The organism is Variovorax sp. OK605 (assembly GCF_900115445.1).
Classification (GTDB): domain Bacteria; phylum Pseudomonadota; class Gammaproteobacteria; order Burkholderiales; family Burkholderiaceae_C; genus Variovorax.
Genome location: NZ_FOWL01000006.1, coordinates 410464 through 431000, shown reverse-complemented (window position 1 = coordinate 431000; position 20537 = coordinate 410464). Strand labels below are relative to the sequence as shown.

At 69.4% G+C, this 20537-nt stretch carries 18 protein-coding genes; 5 read left to right on the top strand and 13 right to left on the bottom strand.

Annotated elements, in window-relative coordinates; translation table 11 throughout:
- Positions 1 to 5 precede the first annotated feature (5 nt).
- On the bottom strand, positions 6 to 962 hold the full coding sequence (locus BM013_RS18625) for a DUF979 domain-containing protein (protein WP_093129113.1): 957 nt from the start codon (positions 960 to 962) through the stop codon (positions 6 to 8).
- A gap of 2 nt (positions 963 to 964) precedes the next feature.
- The gene (locus tag BM013_RS18620; RefSeq protein ID WP_093129112.1) at positions 965 to 1705 is read right to left on the bottom strand and encodes a DUF969 domain-containing protein; all 741 of its coding nucleotides are present in this window, start codon (positions 1703 to 1705) and stop codon (positions 965 to 967) included.
- A gap of 328 nt (positions 1706 to 2033) precedes the next feature.
- On the opposite strand from BM013_RS18620, the gene BM013_RS18615 reads away from it, so the two are divergent.
- Positions 2034 to 2738, top strand: a complete 705-nt coding sequence (locus BM013_RS18615; protein WP_093129111.1) for a GntR family transcriptional regulator — start codon at positions 2034 to 2036, stop codon at positions 2736 to 2738.
- Positions 2739 to 2798: 60 nt separating this feature from the next.
- Here BM013_RS18615 and BM013_RS18610 read toward each other — a convergent pair whose 3' ends face one another.
- Positions 2799 to 5903: an autotransporter outer membrane beta-barrel domain-containing protein gene (locus BM013_RS18610; protein ID WP_177225499.1), complete on the bottom strand. Its 3105-nt coding sequence runs from the start codon at positions 5901 to 5903 to the stop codon at positions 2799 to 2801.
- A 349-nt stretch (positions 5904 to 6252) separates the two neighbouring features.
- On the opposite strand from BM013_RS18610, the gene BM013_RS18605 reads away from it, so the two are divergent.
- Positions 6253 to 6885 carry a LysE family translocator gene (locus BM013_RS18605; protein WP_093129109.1) on the top strand — a complete coding sequence of 211 codons (633 nt, stop codon included), beginning with the start codon at positions 6253 to 6255 and terminating at the stop codon, positions 6883 to 6885.
- 27 nt (positions 6886 to 6912) lie between these two features.
- Here BM013_RS18605 and recG read toward each other — a convergent pair whose 3' ends face one another.
- The 3 genes from recG to BM013_RS18590 are packed head-to-tail and all read right to left on the bottom strand — an operon-like array spanning position 6913 to position 11251.
- Positions 6913 to 9060, bottom strand: a complete 2148-nt coding sequence (gene recG / locus BM013_RS18600; protein ID WP_177225498.1) for an ATP-dependent DNA helicase RecG — start codon at positions 9058 to 9060, stop codon at positions 6913 to 6915.
- Between the two features lie 11 nt (positions 9061 to 9071).
- Positions 9072 to 10565, bottom strand: a complete 1494-nt coding sequence (locus tag BM013_RS18595; protein WP_093129108.1) for a TIGR01777 family oxidoreductase — start codon at positions 10563 to 10565, stop codon at positions 9072 to 9074.
- Positions 10562 to 11251 carry a DUF4166 domain-containing protein gene (locus BM013_RS18590; RefSeq protein ID WP_093129107.1) on the bottom strand — a complete coding sequence of 230 codons (690 nt, stop codon included), beginning with the start codon at positions 11249 to 11251 and terminating at the stop codon, positions 10562 to 10564. The genes BM013_RS18595 and BM013_RS18590 overlap by 4 nt, the downstream gene beginning before the upstream one ends.
- 139 nt (positions 11252 to 11390) lie before the next feature.
- On the opposite strand from BM013_RS18590, the gene queA reads away from it, so the two are divergent.
- Both queA and tgt read left to right on the top strand, forming a co-directional pair.
- The gene (queA, locus tag BM013_RS18585; RefSeq protein ID WP_093129106.1) at positions 11391 to 12434 is read left to right on the top strand and encodes a tRNA preQ1(34) S-adenosylmethionine ribosyltransferase-isomerase QueA; all 1044 of its coding nucleotides are present in this window, start codon (positions 11391 to 11393) and stop codon (positions 12432 to 12434) included.
- A gap of 10 nt (positions 12435 to 12444) precedes the next feature.
- Positions 12445 to 13617, top strand: a complete 1173-nt coding sequence (gene tgt / locus BM013_RS18580; protein ID WP_093129105.1) for a tRNA guanosine(34) transglycosylase Tgt — start codon at positions 12445 to 12447, stop codon at positions 13615 to 13617.
- An 18-nt stretch (positions 13618 to 13635) separates the two neighbouring features.
- Here tgt and BM013_RS18575 read toward each other — a convergent pair whose 3' ends face one another.
- Entirely contained in the window at positions 13636 to 14001 is a 366-nt protein-coding gene (locus tag BM013_RS18575; RefSeq protein WP_093129104.1) for a hypothetical protein, read from the bottom strand.
- Between the two features lie 147 nt (positions 14002 to 14148).
- Here BM013_RS18575 and BM013_RS18570 point away from each other — a divergent pair, with 147 nt between their 5' ends.
- On the top strand, positions 14149 to 14937 hold the full coding sequence (locus BM013_RS18570) for an SDR family NAD(P)-dependent oxidoreductase (protein WP_093129103.1): 789 nt from the start codon (positions 14149 to 14151) through the stop codon (positions 14935 to 14937).
- Between the two features lie 73 nt (positions 14938 to 15010).
- Here the strand turns inward: BM013_RS18570 and BM013_RS18565 are convergent, their stop codons facing one another.
- The 6 genes from BM013_RS18565 to BM013_RS18540 all read right to left on the bottom strand — a co-directional run bounded on the left by BM013_RS18565 (position 15011) and on the right by BM013_RS18540 (position 20536).
- On the bottom strand, positions 15011 to 15400 hold the full coding sequence (locus BM013_RS18565) for a DUF3597 domain-containing protein (RefSeq protein ID WP_093129102.1): 390 nt from the start codon (positions 15398 to 15400) through the stop codon (positions 15011 to 15013).
- Between the two features lie 124 nt (positions 15401 to 15524).
- Positions 15525 to 16613 (bottom strand): zinc ribbon domain-containing protein, encoded by a 1089-nt coding sequence (locus tag BM013_RS18560; RefSeq protein WP_093129101.1) that lies wholly within the window; start codon positions 16611 to 16613, stop codon positions 15525 to 15527.
- Between the two features lie 36 nt (positions 16614 to 16649).
- Positions 16650 to 17456, bottom strand: a complete 807-nt coding sequence (locus tag BM013_RS18555) for a DUF2145 domain-containing protein (RefSeq protein ID WP_093129157.1) — start codon at positions 17454 to 17456, stop codon at positions 16650 to 16652.
- A 23-nt stretch (positions 17457 to 17479) separates the two neighbouring features.
- Positions 17480 to 17938, bottom strand: a complete 459-nt coding sequence (locus tag BM013_RS18550; RefSeq protein WP_093129100.1) for a hypothetical protein — start codon at positions 17936 to 17938, stop codon at positions 17480 to 17482.
- Between the two features lie 28 nt (positions 17939 to 17966).
- Complete coding sequence (locus BM013_RS18545; protein WP_093129099.1) at positions 17967 to 18467, bottom strand: YiaA/YiaB family inner membrane protein; 501 nt, start codon at positions 18465 to 18467, stop codon at positions 17967 to 17969.
- Positions 18468 to 18583: 116 nt separating this feature from the next.
- Positions 18584 to 20536 (bottom strand): MFS transporter, encoded by a 1953-nt coding sequence (locus tag BM013_RS18540; protein WP_093129098.1) that lies wholly within the window; start codon positions 20534 to 20536, stop codon positions 18584 to 18586.
- Position 20537 lies beyond the last annotated feature (1 nt).

Here is a 20537-nt window from a genome sequence, read left to right as displayed (position 1 = left end):
GCACCTCAACGGAACATCAGGAAGTACAGCAGGAAGATGTTGACCACCAGCAAGGCGGCGGCGGTCGGCACCTGGACCTTGATCACCGCATTCTTATCGGGCAGCTCCAGCAGCGCCGCCGGCACGATGTTGAAGTTGGCCGCCATCGGCGTCATCAGCGTGCCGCAGTAGCCCGAGAACATGCCGATGGCCGCCATCACGGCCGGGTCGCCGTGGTACACGCCCACCAGCACCGGCACGCCCACGCCGCCCGTCATCACCGGGAAGGCCGCGAAGCCGTTGCCCATGATGATGGTGAACAGCGCCATGCCCAGCACGTAGACCACCACCGCCACGAAGCGGATGTCCATGTTGATGTAGCTGGTGGTGATGTACGCCACGGCCTTGCCCACGCCCGCGTCGGAGAACACCAGGCCCAGCATGCCCAGCATCTGCGGCAGCACCACGGCCCAGCCCAGCGCGTCGGTCAGGCGGCGCGACTCGCGCATGCCCTGCACCGGCGTCTCGCGCGTCAGCCAGCAGGCCAGCGCCAGCGCCACCACGCAGCCCACGCCCAGGCTCACCAGCGTCGTGTTCTTGGGGTCGAGCAGGAAGGCGTCGCCGATCTTCACCTTGCTCATGAGCACGGTGCCGATCACGGTGACCAGCGGAATGGCCAGCGCGGGCATGAACAGCTTGTTGCCCAGGCGCTTGGCGCTGGCGGCGTACTCGGCGACCGAGGGCTCGCGGTGCTTGCCCGCACCCACGCCGCGCAGGCCGGCAATGACGGCCATGGCGATGGCGCCCACGCCGACCCAGGCCGGCGGCAGCTTGTCGCCGACCAGGAAGACCATGGCGTAGAGCGCCCAGAACAGGCCGCTGGTGTAGCGCTTGGGGTGCTGGCGGTCGGTCAGGGTCATGATGGCCGTGATCGCGAGGATCAGGCCCACCAGGATGTAGAGGTGCTGGATCGAGAGAATCATGATCAGCGGCCCTCCTGCGCGGCGACGGCGGGCACGGCCGGCTCTTCCTTGGCGCCTTGCATTTCACGGGCGATCGACTGGTCGAGGCGGCGCAGGCGCCAGGCGTGGATGACGAAGGCGGCGATCGCGGTCGGGATGCCCCACAGCGCGATGTGCAGCGGCTCCACGTCGATGCCGGCCTCGTGCAGGAAGGTGCTCATCAGCACGATGGCGCCGAAGGCCACGAAGATGTCTTCGCCGAAGAACAGGCCCACGTTGTCGGTGGCCGCGGCATAGGCGCGCAGCTTGTGGCGCAGGCGCTCGGGCAGCTTGCCGTAGCGGGTCTCGGTGGCGCCTTCGGCCATCGGTGCCAGCAGCGGGCGAACCATCTGCGGGTGGCCGCCCAGGCTGGTGAGGCCCACGGCGGCCGTGAGCTCGCGCGCGGCCAGGTAGACGATCAGCAGGCGCCCGGCGGTGGCCGACTTGATGCGGCTGATCCAGTTCTGCGCGTGCTGGCGCAGGCCGTGGCGCTCGAGCAGGCCGATGACGGCCAGCGGCAGAAGAATGATCAGCGGCAGGTTGCGCGTCTTGATGAACCCGGTGCCGATGGCCGTGAGGATGGCCATGGGGCCGAAGCCCGCGGCGGCCGCCGTCACGATGGCCGTGACGATCACCACCAGCATCGGATTGAAGCGCAGGATGAAGCCCGCAATGATCACGGCCACGCCGATCAGCGGCCACAAATGAGGGATGTCAGGAGTCATGTTGGTCTTTCGTTTTGGGATTCAGAGACACCTTGCGCGGGGGCGCCGGTCATTCGCTTGATGCAAACCTCGTGCCAATGAATGAGCAATCGATTTCTTCTGAATCACTCATTTGTCCACGATTGTTGAACAATTGTGGTGAGTGTGCCCAACAACAGTGCCTGGCCAACCCCATGGAAACCCTGAGCGCGGGCGCCTTTGGTGCGCGCGCAAGCGGGGTGGCAAGCGCGGCGATAAACGGGGGGGAAACGGCGACCCGGCGGGCGGAATCTGCTAAAAACGCGCGGCTTTCCCCGCTCCTTCGGCTTTTCCCATCCCCCTTCCCGGCATGACCTCACTGGCTTCCCCGACCTCCCCTGCCGCGCCGGCCGCCGGCACGCAGACGCTCAACGACCGGGTCGCCGAGCTGATCCGCCAGAAGATCGTGAAGGGCGAGTTCTCGCCCGGGCAGCGGCTGTCGGAGGCGGCGCTGGCCGACAGCTTCGAGATTTCGCGCAACACCCTGCGCGAGGTGTTCCGCACGCTGACCAAGGAAGGGCTGCTCAAGCACGCGCCCAACCGCGGCGTGTTCGTGGCGGTGCCCAGCATCGCGTCGATCATCGACATCTACCGCGTGCGCCGGCTCATCGAATGCCAGGCGCTGGCGCAGGCCTACCCGCGCCACCCGGCCAAGAAGCACATGCGCGAAGCCGTGGAAATGGCCCTGAAGTGCCGCGACGCCGGCGACTGGCTGGGCGTGGGCACGGCCAACATGGAGTTCCACAAGGGCATCGTGGAGCTGGCGGACAGCGAGCGGCTGAACATTTTGTTCGCCCACATCCTGGTCGAGCTGCGGCTGGCCTTCGGCCTGCTCAAGGACCCGGAGTTCCTGCACGCGCCCTACGTGGACATGAACACGAAGCTGCTCGAGCTCATCGAGGCCGGCAAGTTCACCGAGGGCTCGGCGTCGCTCAACGAGTACCTGATCCACTCCGAACGCATCGTGCTCGCCGTGTATGCGCGGCAGATGCCCGAAAGCGGCATCGACAACTGAGCGGGCCGGGGGCGAGACGCCTCGCCCCCTCACCCCCTTCGCCCTTCCCCCCTTCCTGCCTCACCACTTCACGCGCATGCCCAGGCTGGCGTCGATGCCGCTCTTGACGCGCGCGCCGCCGCCCGACGCGAACAGCTTCCCCAACTCGGCGTACACGCTGGTGCGCTCGCCGAGCGCCAGGGTCGCACCGCCCACCAACCCGGTGCTTGTCCCGCCGGTGCGGCTGCCGATGGCGCTCGATCCGGCCGGGCCCACGAAGGTCGCCGTGTCGGTGCCGCCGGTCGTGCGGTAGACGTTCAGGCGTGCATACGGCTGGAGCATGCCCGCCGCGGTGACCAGTTGCCCGCGCAGGCGCAAGCCCGCGCGCACGGTCCAGCCGCTGTCGCCGTCCTGCGATACGCGGGCGCCGACGATGTTCACGTCGTCGATCGCCAGGCTCTGGCGCACCAACTGCAGCTGCGGCTCGATCGTCCAGCGACCGCCCAGCGCGAAGCTCTGGCCCACTTCCAGCGACACCAGCGTGCTGCGCCCCTTGCCCGAGGCGCCGCCCGCGCTGTCGAGCAGTTCCGCCGTGTAGCGATGCCGTCCGCCCTGCAGCACCGCATCGGCATGGAACCCGGTGTCGTTCATGAAGGCGCCATACGCGCCGAGGTAGTCGCCGCGCAGCGAGTTGCGCCCCACGCCCAGGTCGAGCACGCCGCGCGCGAAACCGCGTGTCCTGGCATCGCCCTCGAGCCAGCCGGCGTACACGCCGGCGCGCCAGTTGCGGTTCGCCCACAGGTCGGTGCCGGCCTGCAGGCCCGCCATGCGCCCGCTGCTGCTCTGGCTCACGGTGCCTGCCTGGCGGATGTCCAGTTGGCTGCCGATGACGCGCCCCCAGGCGCTGCGCCGGGACAGATCGTCGGCATCGCCGGCATCGTTGCGGCCGGCACCCGCATCGTCGTCGCCCATGCGCACCCGCAGGCCGCCCAGCATCGCGAGATTGCCCTGGCGCAACTGCTCGGGCAGCGCGGCGAGCAGCGGCACCTCCGCGCGGTAGGCGGGGACTTGCAGGGGCGCCGGCCCGGCAGGTGTCGGCACCCCTGCAGATGTCGGCGCCCCGGCAGGTGCCGGCGGCGCCACCGCCACCGTGGAGCGCAGGTACCAGTTCTCGCCCGCGCCGTTGGCATCGGCCGCGTGCAGGCGGTACTCGTACGCCCCTGCATCGACGTGGCCGCCCGCGAGCGCGAAGGCGTCCCTGGTGCCTTGCGCCGTGGTCGTCGCGCCGTTGAGCCCGCTGACGAGCTCGATGCCGCTGCCCGCGGTCAAGGCGCCGAGGCCGCCGAGGTTGGCCACCTGCACCGTGGTGCGTCCGCTGGCGTTCGCACCCGCGCCGTCGAGCACCAGCCGGTCGCTCGCGCTGCCGCTGTCGCCGAGCGCGGTGCCCAGGCGAAGGGTGCCGTTGTCGCCCACGTAGGCCCCGGTGACGGTGAGCGCGGTCCCCGGCACCGTGCCCGCCAGCGAAACCAGGCCGCTGTTCCTGAGCGAGGGCAGCCTCTGGCCGAAGCCCGCAAGGTCGAGCGTGCCGCCCGCACCCACGATGTGGGCCGACGAGCCGCTGAACGCATGGGCGGCACCCGCCCTGAGCGTGCCGCCATGGACGGCGGTGTTGCCCGTGTAGCTGTTCTGGCCGCTCAGGGTGAGCGTGCCGGCGCCGCGTTTCTCCAGGCTGCCTTCATAGACCCGGGCGCCGCGCGCGGCTTCGCGGGCCACGCCGGTGGCGTACTCGCTGCGGTCGGCGTCGCTGGCGCCGGCCGGCAGGCCCGCGGTCCAGCCCTTGGCCTGCCGGGTCGCGCCCCAGGCCACGGCCTCATTGGCGTCCTCGGTCCTGCGCGCCTTGAGCGCGATGTCGGAGATGCTGTTCGACCAGGTGTCGCTGCGGCCCTGCGTGTCGACCGCGAAGGGCCCCAGCAACTGGCCCGGGCCGTTCATCGCGCGGCGCAGGCTCGGCGTGCCCCAGCCGTTGACCACGTCGGGCACCTTGACCTGCTGGCCGGCCTCGGGGTTGGCGAGCGTGCCCGGCCCGGCCGGATTGGGGATGGTGGCGTTCTGCGTCGCCGTGGTCTTCAGCACCGTGAGCACCTGCTCGTTCGTCAGGTAGCTGAAGCGCTCCATGACCAGGGCCAGCGCGCCGGACGCGTGGGGCGCGGCCATCGAGGTGCCCGACAGCGACGCGTAGCCGCCGGCCAGCACGGTGCCGTTGACGCCTACGCCCGGCGCCGTGACGCAGGACCACTTCGCCACGCCGCACTTGTTGAAGTTCTGCGTGCCCGGCACGTTGACCGAGCCGTCGGCGTTGAGGGTCTGCCCCGCGGTGCTCAGGGCCGACACGGCGAGCCAGTTGGCTTCGAGCTTGGGGTCGAAGTACGGCGCCGCGGCGCGCGCGCTGGGATTGAGCCAGCCGCCATTGCCCGCGCTGAAGACCATCAGCGTGCCGGTCTTCGCGGCGTCGAACGCGCCCTGCATCCAGGTGGTGTTGGCAACGTAGTAGCCGTTGGCGGCATGGAGCTGCGCCATGGTGTCGTAGCGCTCGCCGGCCGGCGGGCTGCCCCAGCTGGTGCTGATGATGCGCACGCCCTGCGCGTTCGCCTGCCGGTAGGCATCGGCGATGTGCCGGTCGTCGGCCGTGAGGGCCACCGACTGGCCGGGGGGCGGCCGGCCGAAGTTGGCGCTGTCGCTCCTTGCGGTGTTGACGACATGGAGGTCCGCGTTGAATGCCACGCCGTGCATGTTGGCCGTGGCGCTGCCGCCGTCGCGGCTGGCGGCGATGCTGCCGCCGACGTGCGTGCCATGGCGGTCGTTGTAGACGCCGTTGTAGGCGCCGGGCACCGTGCCCACCAGGACACCGTGGAAGCGCGAGACCGGAAACTCGGGATGCGATGCGTCGTAGCCCGAGTCGACCTCCCCCACCTTGAGTCCCATGCCGCTGAAGCCCGCCGCATAGGCGTACTCGGCGCCCATGGCGCGCAGGCCCCAGTCGCGCACGAACTCCGGCGTGCGCCAGCTCGCCGGCGAACCGAGCATGCCCGGATCTCCCGCGTAGCTCTGAATGGCCCATGCCTGGTGTGTCGCAAGGCCGGCGAGTGCCATGGCCAGTGCGAATTTCTTCATCCTTTTCGAAGTCATGATTCGACCTTCCTCCCTGTTGATTTGTTGTTCGAACAGACAGCGGCAAGCCGCAACGGCCCGTGTGCAAGACGCGAGCCAAAAGGCGAAACATGAACAACTGTTTCCCACGGCAGCGCGGTGGAGATACCGGTGCCAGGCGAAGTAGTCGAGGAAGCATTGCCCATGGCGGCAGCTGCTCATGTCCCCGACAGGAAATGCCGCACGCCACGCGACAGCATGTGCACGCAAGCTCTCGAGCTAATGCACTGATGTTGCGTTTGTTTGCCTTCGTCAACGTGCGGGGCGTGCTGCGGATAATGGCGAACCTTCTTGGTCCCTTCCGTCATCTCAGAGCCTGGATGCCCCCATGACCCTGTCTGCCTACCTGCTGTTCCTGCCGGCCTGCTTCGCCATCAACATGGCCTTCGGCCCCAACAACCTGCTGTCGGTGACCAACGGCGCGAAGCACGGCGTGTCGCCGGCCGTGATCGCGGCCGGCGGCCGGCTCGTGGCCTTCGCGATCATGATCGCCATCGCGGGGCTGGGCATGGGCGCGGTGCTGGTCGCGTCGGAGCTGGCCTTCGACGTCATCAAGTACATCGGCGCGGCCTACCTGGTGTGGATCGGCGTTCGCCTGCTGCGCGCACCGGCGCCCATGGCCGAAGTGCAGCAACGCGACGCCGGCGCACCGCCCTCGCTGCGCGCGCTGGCGCGGCAGGAGTTCACCGTGGCGGCCGGCAACCCGAAGGCCATCCTGGTGTTCACCGCCTTCTTTCCGCAGTTCGTGGTGCCGGGCGCCTACGCCTCCAGCTACCTGCTGCTGGGCGTGACCTTCCTGGTGTTCGAGCTGGTGGCGATCGCGCTGTACGCCATGCTCGGCGCGCGCATGCGCCGGCTGGCCGACGGCAGCCGCGCGATGCGCTGGTTCAACCGCGTGAGCGGCAGCATGATGGTCGGCTTCGGGCTGGTCCTTGCGTTCACGCGCCGGCCCGCGGGCTGACACGCCTTCCGGCTTGGCTGAGCGTTCTCAGGCCTTGAGGTACTCGGCCTTGGTGCCGAGCCAGCGGTCGATGTGCCGCTGCGCCAGCTCGGGGTGCTTCTCGAGCATGACCGGTGCCAGCTCGCGCGCCCAGTCGAGCAGCAAGGTGTCGGTCGCGAGGTCGGCGAAGCGCAGCAGCGGCGCGCCCGACTGGCGCGCGCCCAGGAACTCGCCGGGCCCGCGAATCTCGAGGTCGCGCCGCGCGATCTCGAAGCCGTCGCCGGTCTCGGCCATGGCTTTCAATCGCGCGCGCGCCGCCTCGCCCACGCGCCCGCTGTCGCCCGGCGCATAGAGCAGCACGCAGGCCGAGGCCGCCGCGCCGCGCCCCACGCGCCCGCGCAACTGGTGCAGCTGCGAGAGGCCGAAGCGCTCGGCATGCTCGATCACCATGAGCGAGGCATTGGGCACGTCGACGCCCACTTCGATCACGGTCGTGCTCACCAGCACCTGGATCTCGTTGGCGGTGAACGCGGCCATCACCGCCTGCTTCTCGGCCGTGGGCATGCGCGAATGCAGCAGGCCGACCTGGATCGGCTCGCCCAGCGTGCCGGCCAGTTCCTCGCGCGTCTCGGTCGCGTTGCGCAGGTCGACCGCCTCGCTCTCCTCGATCAGCGGGCACACCCAGTACACCTGCCGGCCCTGCGCGATCTGCGAATGGATGCGGTCGATGACCTCGTCGCGCCGGTGGTCGGCCACCAGCTTGGTGACGATGGGCGTGCGTCCCGGCGGCAACTCGTCGAGCGTGGACACGTCCAGGTCGGCGTAGTAGCTCATCGCCAGCGTGCGCGGAATGGGGGTGGCGCTCATCATCAGCAGGTGCGGCTCCAGGTCGCCGACAGCCTTGCCGCGCAGTGCCAGGCGCTGCGCGACGCCGAAGCGGTGCTGCTCGTCGATGATGGCCAGCGCGAGGTTCTTGAAGCGCACCTTCTCCGAGATGACCGCGTGCGTGCCGATGACCAGCGCGGCCTGGCCGCTCTCCACCGCCGCCGACATCTCGTCGCGCTCCTTCTTCTTCTGGCTGCCCGTGAGCCACGCCACGCGCTGGCCGCGCGCGGCCAGCAGAGGGTCGAGCCAGCCGACCAGCTTGCCGAAGTGCTGGCCCGCGAGGATTTCGGTGGGCGCCATCAGCGCGCACTGGAAGCCCGCGTCGATGCAGCGCGCCGCCGCCAGCGCGGCCACCACGGTCTTGCCGGAGCCGACGTCGCCCTGCAGCAGGCGGTGCATCGGGATCGCGCGGTGCAGGTCGGCCGTGATTTCTTCGCCCACGCGCTGCTGCGCGCCGGTCAGGCCGAAGGGCAGCACCGCGAGCAGTTGCGCATGCAGCGAGGTGGCCACCGGCTCGGCGGTCGAGGGCAGCACCGGCGCGCGTTGCGCCGCGCGCTCCAGCCGCGCCTGCAACTGCGACAGCTGCTGCGCGAGCAGTTCCTCGGCCTTGATGCGCTGCCACGCCGGGTGGCTGTGGTCTTCGAGCGCGGCAATGGACACGTCGGGCGTCGGGTAATGCAGGAAGCTCAGCGAGGCGCGCAGGTCCCATGCGCCGCGCAGGCCGATCTGCACCGGAATCGTTTCGTCGAGCACCGCGCGCGCCAGCCCCGAGCGCACCTCGCGCCGCAGCACCGGCTGCGCCAGCCCGGCCACGGTCGAGTAGACCGGCGTGAGCGCATTGGGCAGCGCGGTGCCTGCCGCCTTCACCGTGGGATGCATGATCTGCCGGCCCACGAAGCCGCCGCGCATCTCGCCGCGCACGCGCACGCTGGCACCCACGGCCAACTGCTTCTGCTGCGACGGATAGAAATTGAAGAAGCGCAGCTGGCAGGTGTCGCTGCCGTCGTCGATGGTGGCAATCAGCTGGCGGCGCGGTCGGTAGACCACCTCGCATTCGGTGACCACGCCCTCGACCTGCGCCATGTCGCCGTCGCGCGTGTCGGCCAGTCGCACGATGCGCGTCTCGTCCTCGTAGCGCATCGGCAGGTAGAGCGCGAAGTCGATGTCGCGCACCAGGCCGAGCTTGCGCAGCGCGCGCTGCACGAGGCTCAGGCCGCTGCCGGGCGGGCCCGCGGGCGCAGGCACGGCGGCGATCGCGGCATTCGCTGCAGTAGCGGCCTTGGCAGGGGACGGGGTTTTCTTGGCGGGCACGAACTGGGCTTCTAGCGCGGGCGGCAGAGGTCCGTCAAGGCGCTGCGCGCATCGGGGAACAGGAAGCTGAAGCCGGTGCGCAGCAACTGCGCGGGCACCACGCGCTGGCCTTCGAGCAGCAGGTCGGCCTGTTCGCCGAGCAGCAGCTTGACGGGCGCGGCCGGCGTGGGCATCCAGCAGGGGCGGTGCAGCACGCTGGCGGCGACGCGGGTGAATTCCTCCTGGCTCAGCGCGCCGGGCGCGGTGAAGTTGAAGGCCTGCACCGTCGCGGGGGCCGCGGCCTGCTCGGTCACGCTCCACACATGCGCCATGGCGCGCACCAGGTCGTGCACATGCACCCACGACAACCACTGCCGCCCGCTGCCCAGCCGTCCGCCCATGCCGAGCTGGACCGGCATCAGCAACTGCGGCAGCGAGCCCTGGTGGCCCAGCACGAAGCCGAAGCGCATGCAGGCCACGTGCACGCCGTGCGCCACCGCCGCATGCGCCGCCTGCTCCCAGCGCTGGCACAGCTGAGACATGAAGATGGCTTGCGGCGGCGCGTCTTCGGCGAGCTCGGCGGCATCGCCCTGCGGCTGCACGCCGTAGTAGCCGATGGCCGAGCCCGACAGCAGCAGCCAGGGCTCGCGCGGCCGCGCGGCGATCCACGCCACAAGCTGCTGCGTGAGCCCTTCGCGGCTCTTGAGCAACTGCTGCTGGCGCCGCTCGCTCCAGCGCATGCCCAGGATGCGCGCGCCCGCGAGGTTGATGACCACGTCGATGTCGTCGGCCGCCGGCACCTGGTCGAGCGACTGCACGCAGCGCACCGCGCCGCCGAAGCCCCAGGCGGCGGCGCGCGCGTCGCGCGTCCACACCGTCACCGCATGGCCGTCGGCCAGCAGCTGGCGCACCAGCAGCTGGCCGATGAAGCCGGTGCCGCCCGTGACCAGCACGCGCTGCGGCTTCGTGCCGAAACGCACCGGCGCCTGGGCGTCGCGCACCTGCGCCTGCTTGCGCTGCTTGAACAACGCGCGCGCCGCGAAGCCGTCGCGCAGCCCCGACACCCCCACGCCCACGCCGCACAGCGCCAGGAAGGCACTGAGCCATCCGTACGGCTGCCACACCATCGCGGTCGGCTGCGCGGCCCAGTCCACCGCGTTCATCGCCAGCAGCGCGATGAACGCGCCGGCGTTGATGGCCAGCACCGTGTGCGTGACGCGCTCGGTGGGCGGCAGCAGGCGGCTGTTGTCCTCGACCACGAAGTCCCACAGCGTGAGCACGATCTCGACGCCGAACACCGCCAGCAGCACCCAGGCCCATGCGCCGTGCCAGGCCCAGGCCGACAGCCCGATGAACATGGCGCAATAGATCGACGAGCGCGTCGCGTGGATCGACAGCTCCAGCCCCGCCGCGCCGCGCCGCGGCAGCGCCTCGGTGCCTTCGTGGTGGTAGAGCGTGTCGAACGCGCCGAGCGCGCCCTGGGCGGCCATGAGCTGCAGGGCCAGCAGGTGGGTGTCGAGCGTCATGCGGCCACCGTCTTCGGATCGGTCACTTCCTCGAACACGCCGACCTGCGTGAAGGTCGTGCCCATCAGCCAGTGCCGGATCTCGATGCGGATGTTGAAGCGCTCGGGCGTCTCGTTGTGGTGCCAGAGAAAAGTCTTGCCCGGCGTGAACAGGCCGGGCAGCGGAATGCGCCAGCCGAACACGTCCCAGAAATAGCCGTCGCTCTCGAAATGCAGGCTGCCGTTTTCCACGCTCAGCACCAGCTTCATGCCCAGGCCCATGCCGACGTACTCGAGCACCTCGCCGCGTTCGCTCTCGCGCATGAAGCTGGTGAACTGGATGGGCTTGCGGCCGTGCAGGCGGTAGATGCGCTGCTTGTAGATGGCCGGGTCCTGCGGCTTGGCGTAGACCTGGATCTCGACCGGGAAGTTGCTGTCGCTGTACGGAATCAGCGCGCCCTGGATCATCGGCTGCGTCAGGTGGCCCAGCAGCTTGCCGAAGCGCGAGCAGCGCAGTTCGCTGAGCGCGCCCAGGTAGTGCAGTGCCTTGCCCGGCGAAGGGTTCTTCTCGAAGCGGCGGCGGATGTCGGGGTGCAGGCCGAGCCAGGTGTTGCCCATGATCTTCTTGAAGAGCTCGCCTTCGGAGGGACCGGGTGGAACGCCGGCTTCGGGCCCCGGTGAAACGCGTGCTGCTTGTGAATCGACCATGCGCCGATTCTGCCTTGGCAACTCGTGCGCAACCTCACGCAGCGAGGCGGTTTTCGTGGCGTGGGACAATCCCGGCCGTCTTCCTTGGAACGGGCCCGTCCGGCCCTCAAGCACACGGGCCGTCCGGCCCCCAAGCACCATGCGCGCTTTCACGCTCTCCGATTTCGATTTTCTCTTGCCACCCGACCTGGTGGCACAACACCCGGCCACCGAACGCACCTCCTCCCGTCTGCTCGACGGCACAGGCCCCGCCCCGGTCGACCGCATCTTCAAGAGCCTGCCCTCGCTGCTGCGCGAAGGCGACCTGCTGGTCTTCAACGACACGCGCGTGGTCAAGGCGCGCCTGTTCGGCGAGAAGCCGACCGGCGGCAAGCTCGAACTGCTGGTCGAGCGCGTGCTGCAGGGCCAGGAGGTCGTGGCCCACATGAAGGTCAGCAAGAAGCCGCCTGTCGGCACCACGCTGCAGATGGTCGGCGGCTTCCGCGCCACGCTGCTGGGCCGCTGGCCCGAGGAAGACGGCGCACTGTTCCGCTTCGGCTTCGAGAGCGACGCGGGCGAGAACCCCTACATGCTGATGGAGCGCTGCGGCCACGTGCCGCTGCCGCCCTACATCACGCACACCGATTCGGCCGACGACGAGAGCCGCTACCAGACCGTGTTCGCGCGCGTGCCCGGCGCGGTGGCCGCACCCACCGCCGCGTTGCATTTCGACGAAGGCCTGCTGGCAGAGCTCGAAGCGCGCGGCGTGCAGCGCGCCAGCGTCACGCTGCATGTGGGCGCCGGCACCTTCCAGCCGGTGAAGACCGAGAACATCGCGGAGCACACGATGCACGCCGAGCGCTACGAGGTGCCCGAGGCCACGCAGCGCGCCATTGCCGATTGCAAGGCGCGCGGCGGCCGCGTGGTGGCCGTGGGCACGACCACGGTGCGCACGCTCGAGTCGTGGGCCAAGAGCGGCGAGACCGCGGGCGACACGCGCATCTTCATCACGCCGGGCTTCGCGTTCGAACACGTCGACCTGCTGGTGACCAACTTCCACCTGCCCAAGAGCACGCTGATGATGCTGGTCTCGGCCTTCGCGGGCTACGAGCGCGTGATGGCGCTGTATGCCCACGCCATTGCCAACGGCTACCGCTTCTTCAGCTACGGCGACGCCATGCTGCTGCAGCGCCAACAAGACTGAGACGACGACCATGCTGAACTTCGAACTCCTGAAGACCGACCCCGACAGCCACGCGCGCCGCGCCACGCTCACGCTCAACCACGGCAAGGTGCAGACGCCGATCTTCATGCCCGTGGGCACCTACGGCACCGTGAAGGGCGTGATGCCGCGCAGCCTGGAAGAGATGGGCGCGCAGATCATCCTGGGCAACACCTTCCACCTGTGGATGCGCCCCGGCCTGGACGTGATGGCCAGCTTCGGCGGGCTGCACCAGTTCGAGAAGTGGAGCAAGCCCATCCTCACCGACTCGGGCGGCTTCCAGGTGTGGTCGCTGGGCGCGATGCGCAAGATCAGCGAAGAGGGCGTGAAGTTCGCGTCGCCCGTCAACGGCGACAAGCTGTTCCTCACGCCCGAGGTCTCGATGCAGATCCAGACCGTGTTGAACAGCGACATCGTGATGCAGTTCGACGAGTGCACGCCCTACGACACCAAGGGCCACATCACCACCGAGGCCGAGGCACGCACCTCGATGGAGCTGAGCCTGCGCTGGGCCAAGCGCTGCCAGGGCGAGTTCGCGCGGCTGGAGAACCCGAACGCGCTGTTCGGCATCGTGCAGGGCGGCATGTTCGAGAACCTGCGCGAGGAGTCGCTGGCCGCGCTGGTCGACATGGACTTTCCCGGCTACGCCGTGGGCGGCGTGAGCGTGGGCGAGCCCAAGGAAGAAATGCTGCACATCATGGGCCACACGCCGCACCGGCTGCCCGCGAACAAGCCGCGCTACCTGATGGGCGTGGGCACGCCCGAAGACCTGGTGCAGGGCGTGGCCGACGGCGTGGACATGTTCGACTGCGTGATGCCCACGCGCAACGCGCGCAACGGCACCATGTTCACCCGCTTCGGCGACCTGAAGATGCGCAACGCGCGCCACAAGACCGACCCGCAGCCGGTCGACCCGAGCTGCACCTGCCATGCGTGCGCGGGCACCTCGGGCGTGTCGTGGAACGACGGCGGGCGCGAAGGCTTCAGCCGCGCCTACCTGCATCACCTGGACCGCTGCGGCGAAATGCTCGGGCCGATGCTGTGCACCATCCACAACCTGCACTACTACCTGAACCTGATGACCGAGATCCGCGCGGCGCTGGACGCGGGCACGTTCACCGAGTTCCGCGCTCGCTTCAAGTCGGAGCGCGCGAGGGGCGTCTGACGCCCGGCGCCTACCCGTCTACTTGACGGGCTGGACCGGCAGCGGCGAGCTGTAGGGCTCGATGCGCAGCAGCTCGTTCCTGAAGACCACGATCTGCTTGAGCGGCGCCTGCACCAGCGCGCCGCTCGCGTCCTTGTGCGAGGCGTACTGCCACAGCGTGAGCTGGCCCTTGGCCGCCAGCTGCGCGGCCAGCCGTTCCACGGCGGGGTTGCTGCCCGCGCCGAGCTGCGACGCCTCGACGCCCACGATCACCTCGTCGCGCGGCGAGACCACCTTGAAAAGCTGGACGGGCGCGCTCGCCTGCGCACGCACGGCGCGCACCGCCAGGGCCGCGGGAAGGAGCGCGAGCGCCAGCATGGCGCGGCGGGGAAAGGTCTTCGTCATGGAGGGCAAGCGTAGCCACGAGGGCGCACCTTGCCCATTCGCCGGAAGCCATACGCCGACCGGTTGCCCGCCCCTCGCTTCCCCTCGCTTCGGGCGCGTTCCTCCGGTACGCTAGCCGTCCGTTCTCACTGCTGTTGCCGCATGCCCATGACCAACGCACCTTCTTCCCACACCGCCCCCTACACCGCGCGCTACCCCTCGCTGGCCGGGCGCACCGTGTTCATCTCCGGCGGCGCCAGCGGCATCGGCGAATCGCTGGTGCGGGCCTTTCACGCGCAGGGCGCGAAGGTCGGCTTCTGCGACCTCGACACCGCCGCCGGCAGCGCGCTCGCGGCGCAGCTGCAGGGCGAGCATCCGGCGCTGTTCGTGCCCTGCGACGTGACCGACACGGCCGCGCTCACGGCCGCCATCGACGCGGTGCGCCAGCGCTTCGGCCCGATCGCCGTGTTGCTGAACAACGCCGCCAACGACCGCCGCCATGAGATGGCCGACGTGAGCAGCGACGACTTCGACCGCCTCGTGGCCGTCAACTTCAAGCACCAGTTCTTCGCCGCGCAGGCGGTGGCCGACGACATGCGCGCGCTGGGCGGCGGCTCGATCGTCAACTTCGGCTCGATCAGCTGGATGATCAAGGGCAAGGGCTACCCCGTGTACCAGGCCTGCAAGGCGGCGGCGCGCGGCCTCACGCGCTCGCTGGCGCGCGACCTGGGCAAGCAGGGCATCCGCGTCAACTCGATCGTGCCGGGCTGGGTGATGACCGAGCGGCAGATCAAGCTGTGGGTGAAGCCGGAGTCGGGCGCGGAGATCGACGCGGCGCAGTGCCTGCCGGGCCGCGTGATGGCCGAAGACATCGCGGCGATGGCGCTCTTTTTGGCGGCCGACGACTCGCGCATGTGCACCGCGCAGGACTACGTGGTGGACGCCGGCTGGACCTGAAGCCTTCGGTCTTAGATACAAAGCAAAAAGCCCGGCATGCCGGGCTTTTTGCTGGGCGTTGCGAACGCGCGGATCAGTCGCGCAGTTCGGCGGGGACCTTGCCGCCGTTGGCGGCCAGCTTGGTCATCACCTGGCGATGCAGCCAGATGTTCATCTTGGCGCTGTCGCTGGTGTCGGCGCCGTAGCTCAGCTCGGCGGCCAGTTGCTTGCGCGCGTCCAGGCTGCTGTCCAGGCCCAGGAGCTTCATCAGGTCGACGATGGAGGTGCGCCAGTTCAGGCTGCTCGCGCCGGGCATGCCGTCGAGCAGGGCCTCGACGTCCACCACGGTGATGGCGGGCGGCGGCGCTGCGGCGGCAGGAGCGGCGGAAGCGTCCGCGGGTGCCGCGGCGTCCGGCGCTGCAGGGGCAGGCGCAGCGTTTGCCGAGGGGAAGATCTTGGAAAGGATGCTGCCGAAAATGCTCATGCGAGTACTCCGTGGATGAGAGGGATTGCAAACTTGCGGCAACATTTGTGTCGCAGCCGGCGTTGTAGCACGCCCGTGCGGCGGGTCCGCTACACGGTGTGTCGAACGAGGCCCGCGGTGTGACCTAGTTCGCAGGCGGCATCGCGGGCGTGCCGCCGTCGAGCGGTGGCAGCACGCGCGGTGCGGCCGAGCAGCCGCAGGCATGGCAGAACTTGGAGAACGCGCTCTTGCGCGTCTCGCACAGGCCGCAGTGGTCGAACAGGCCGATGCCGCAGTGCGGGCAGAAGTCGATCTCGCCGTTCTTCAGGTCCACCGGCCGCTCGCAGCCGGGGCACACGCCCTTGCCCAGGCGCGTCAGCGCGGTGTCGTAGCTGAGCTCCTCGCGGCGCACCTGGTCGGGCTGCTGCTCGGCGAGCTTCTGGCGCGCCAGGTAGCTGTTGAGCGCGAGGATCGCGTAGCGCCCCACGATCACCGTGACCACGATGCCCACCACGTAGCGCACATAGCCGCCGTAGCTCGGCAGGTAGGGCACCAGCTCGACGAAGAACGCGAACAGCGCGAAGAAGATGAAGCCCCACACGAACGGCCAGTACGTGCTCTTGCGCTTCTTCGCGAACAGCCAGCCGGCCACCACCAGCAGCGGCAAGGTGAGTGCGAGGCGGTAGGCGAACACGCGCAGCTCGATGCGGCGGTATTCGGCGTCGAGCTTCTTCTGCGCATCGCGCTCCAGGTCGGCCAGCGCGGTGCGCGCGCGCTGCTCGGCCTGGCGCGCGTCGAGCATGATCTGCTGCTGCGCGCTGACCCGGCGCTGCACGTCTTCTTCCTTCTGCTTGAAGGCATCGAGCGCCTTGGTGCGCGCGATGAGTTCGGTGTCCTGGTCGGGCTGCGCGGTGGCGCGGCGCGTGGCGAGCCAGTTGCCGAAGGTTTCGCGCGCATTGGCGTTGGCCTGCTGCGCGGCCTGCAACTGCAGGCGGACCTGGTCGAGCTCGCGCGCGGCCTGCTGCTCCGCCGTCTCCGACGTCTTGATGACGGCGCGCAGCGGCTCCGCCGCGGGCTTGTCGATGAAGTCGTCCAGCACGCGCACGCGCTCGACCTGCGGCAGGTCGCTCACCACGGTGCTGCCGAGCCCGATCAGGAAGCTCGCGAACACGAAGGCCACGAGCCAGAGGCCGCGGCGAAACCATTTCTCTGACAGGCGCAGTGATTTGCTCATGTCGTTCTCTCCTCTGTTTTCCTTGTCTTCTCTGTCTTATTGAAGCTTCAGCGTCACCGGCGCCGCGCCCAGGCCGGCGCGCGGCAGCCAGGCGAACACCGAGTCGACCGTGACGGTCTCGATGCGGTCGCTGAAGCGCTTGTCGTTCGGGTGGTCGTCGAAGGCGACGTTGGCCGAGCCCACGCGCCCGCCCAGCCGCGTCAGCGGCCCGAGCTTCAGCGTGGTCGGCTCGTAGCCCTTGAACTGCATCCACGCCTGTGCCTGCGCGCGGGTGTTGATGGTGGCGGGCTCCATGGCGGCGGCCAGCGTCTCGACGGCCCACTGGTTGGACTGCTGGTACTTCTGGCCCCACGCGTAGCTCACGATGCTGTAGGGCGCGGTGTGCAGCCGCACGATGCGCGTGGGCGGCTCGGTGAGCACGGCCATCAGCTGCGCCTGCACGGCCGGCGTGGGCACGACCCACGCGGCCTCGTAGCGCCACAGGTCGTCGAGAAAGAACTCGCCCAGGCCCTGGCGGTAGATGTCGGCCACGGCGGTGCCGCACTGGTTGAGCTTGTGCACCACGCGCCACGGGCCGGCCTCGGTCTTGTAGGCAAGCCCCAGGTGCGAGTAGCGCAGGCCGTACTTGCTCAGGTCCTGCCCGGCGCGCGCCAAAATCACCACGCGCGCGCCGCTGGCGTCCAGCGCCTGCGAGGTGCGCTCGGCCAGTTGCATGCCCTTGGTGATGACCGCGGGCGTGGGCTTGGCCTGCTCGCACGAGCGGCCGGCCTGCGCCTGCAGTGGCAGCAAGGCAGCGGCGGCAACGACGGCAACAACGGCGAGCGTGGCGAACGCGGCGGGCACGCCCGCGAGGGGCCGCGCGCGCTTCACGACAGCCTCTCGTTGTAGAGCAGCGCGCGGCCGATGGCGTTGGGCACGAAGGCGAGCACCTCGCCGGCGGCCGACAGCACCACGCCCGAGCCGATCACCGTGACCAGCACGCTGGTGCCCACGGCGTTCGACACGCCGCGCGTGGCGCGGCCCGCCACCTTGATGCTGGCGCGGGCGCCGTCGGAGGCGCGCTCGAGCACGTACACCGTGCCGTCGGCCGAGGCTTCGACCGCGACCACCGCAAGCGTGGAGCCGCCCGCCGACAGCGCGGCGGGCACCGCCACCACGGCGGTGGCCGAAGCGCCGACGGCCGAGCCGGCCACCAGCACCGAGGCCACCGGCATCATCGACAGGGCCACGGAGGCGTCGCTCTGCGCCTGGGCCTGCAAGGGGGCCGCGACACCGGCGAAGGCGGTGCAGACGGCGACGAGGACAGCGGCAAATTGCTTTTTCATGACGGTCTTTCGTGGTTCGGGCACAGGCTTACTCGGCGGTGGTGGCAGCTTCGGCGCGGGCCATGCGGCGGCCTTGCAGGCGGGCTTCGGCCATGTCGGCTTCATGGCGGTCGCGCAGCGTCTTGGCCAGCGTGAAGGCCGAGCTGACCAGGAACAGCCAGCTCACGCCCAGGAAGGCCTTGTACGAGTCGTTGATCTCCATGCGCACCAGGCCCCAGGCGGTCAGGCCCATGGCGGTGAAGAAGCTGCCCCAGACCACCACGCGCCACATGGGCACGTCGCGGCTGGCGGTGGCTGTGGCCGAGGCGGCCTGTTCGCCGTCGCGGATGAACTTGGACAGCATGAAGGCCGTGCTCAGGCAGAACACGTAGCCCATCACCATGAACGCCCGGTCCAGCGCCTCGCCCGGCAGCCAGCTCAAGCCGGTGGCGCACAGGAAGACGGCGATCGCGAACGAGGCCCAGGTCTGGAACTGCCAGGCCCGCGTGTCGCGATGGATGGAGACGGTCGTGGATGAAAGGGGTTGCATGTGTGCCTCGCGGCGTAGTGAAGGTGGGCGAATGATGGTTCGCTCCCGCACCGCGAGGCTTGAATGCTTGCACCAGTGGCGGCCGGCGGCGCCACTGGTATCTCAGGACGGTACTTTCAGGCGGCGAGCAGGCCGCTCACGCGCTGGCGCAGCACGTCGGGCTGCACCTCGGCCGGCGGCACGGCACCGCCGACGTTCAGGCCCACGCGGCTGTAGAAACCACGGCGAAAGGGCTTGGCCATGGCCACGTTCTGGCCGCCGCGCAGCTCGATGCGGCTGAAGTACGAGCCCCACAGGTTGGTCAGCGCCATCGGGATCACCGGCGGCTCGAGGCCTTCGGCGCGCGCGCTCTCGATGATCTTCATCACCCCGCCCTTGAAGGGCTGCAGCTCGCCGTCGCGGGTGATCGCGCCCTCGGGGAAGATGGCGAGCAGGTCGCCCTCGCGCAGCACCTCCAGCGCCTTGGCGAAGGCGGCCTCGTAGGCGGCCGGGTCGTCCTTCTGCGAGGCGATGGGAATGGCCTTGGCCAGCTTGAACAGCCAGCCCAGCACCGGCACCTTGAAGATGCGGTGGTCCATGATGAAGCGGATGGGCCGCGGGCTCGCCGCCATCAGCAGCACCGCGTCGATGAAGCTCACGTGGTTGCACACCAGCACGGCCGCGCCCTCGGTGGGAATGTGCTCGTCGCCCTTGATGTCGAAGCGGTAGACGAAGCGCGACAGCACCCAGGCCACGAAGCGCAGCAGGTACTCGGGCACCAGCAGGAAGATGTAGAACGCCACCACCGCGTTGGCGATGCCGGTGAACAGGAAGATCTGCGGAATGGTGAAGCCCGCGCCCAGCAGCGCGCCGGCGATGACCGAGCTGCCGATCATGAACAGCGCATTGAGGATGTTGTTGGCCGCGATGATCCGCGCGCGGTGCGTGGGCTGGCTGCGCAGCTGGATGAGCGCGTACATCGGCACGCTGTACAGCCCGGCGAACAACGACAGCAGCGCCAGGTCGGCCATCACGCGCCAGTGCGCGCCCTGGTGCACGAACGCGCCGATGCCCATCTCGGGCACCTGCGGCAGGCCGCGCGAGGCAAAGTACAGGTCGATCGCGAACACGCTCATGCCGATGGCGCCCAGCGGCACCAGGCCGATTTCCACCTGCCGGCGGCTCAGCGTCTCGCACAGCAGCGAGCCCACGCCGATGCCGATCGAGAACACCACCAGCAGCAGCGAGGCCACCTGCTCGTTGCCGTGCAGCACTTCCTTGGCGAAGCTGGGGAACTGGCTCAAAAACACCGCGCCGAAGAACCACATCCACGAGATGCCCAGCAGCGAGCGGAACACCACCACGTTGCCGTGCGCGAGCTTGAGGTTGCGCCAGGTCTCGCTGAACGGGTTCCAGTTGATGACCAGCGCGGGGTCGGTGGCCGGCGCCTGCGGAATGGCCTGCGCCACGCCCCGGCCCACCAGCGCCAGCAGCACGCAGGCCACGGCCACGCTCATGTGGCCGACCTGCGGCAGCGCCACCAGCAGCCCGCCCGCCACCTGGCCCAGCAGGATGGCCACGAAGGTGCCCATCTCGACCATGCCGTTGCCGCCCGTGAGCTCGCGCGCGTCCAGCACCTGCGGCAGGTAGGCGAACTTGACCGGCCCGAACAGCGTGGAGTGCAGCCCCATGAGGAACACGCAGCCCAGCAGCACCACCGCGTCGGCCCGCACGAAGCCCCAGGCCGCCAGCACCATGATGGCGATCTCGAGGTTCTTCACGAAGCGGATGATCTTCGTCTTGTCGAACTTGTCGGTGAGCTGGCCGGCCGTGGCCGAGAACAGCAGGAACGGCAGGATGAACAGCGCCCCGATCACCAGCCCCGCCATGGAGGGCGACATCCAGCTCAGCTGGAGCTGGTAGGTCACCATCACGGTGAAGGCGAACTTGAAGAGGTTGTCGTTCGCCGCGCCCGCGAACTGGGTCCAGAAGAAAGGCGCGAAGCGCCGCTGCTTGAGGAGGGCGAACTGGTTGGCGTGGGCGTTCGCTTCGTGAGCCACGGGTGTGGCGGCAGCGGCGGGGGTTGTCATT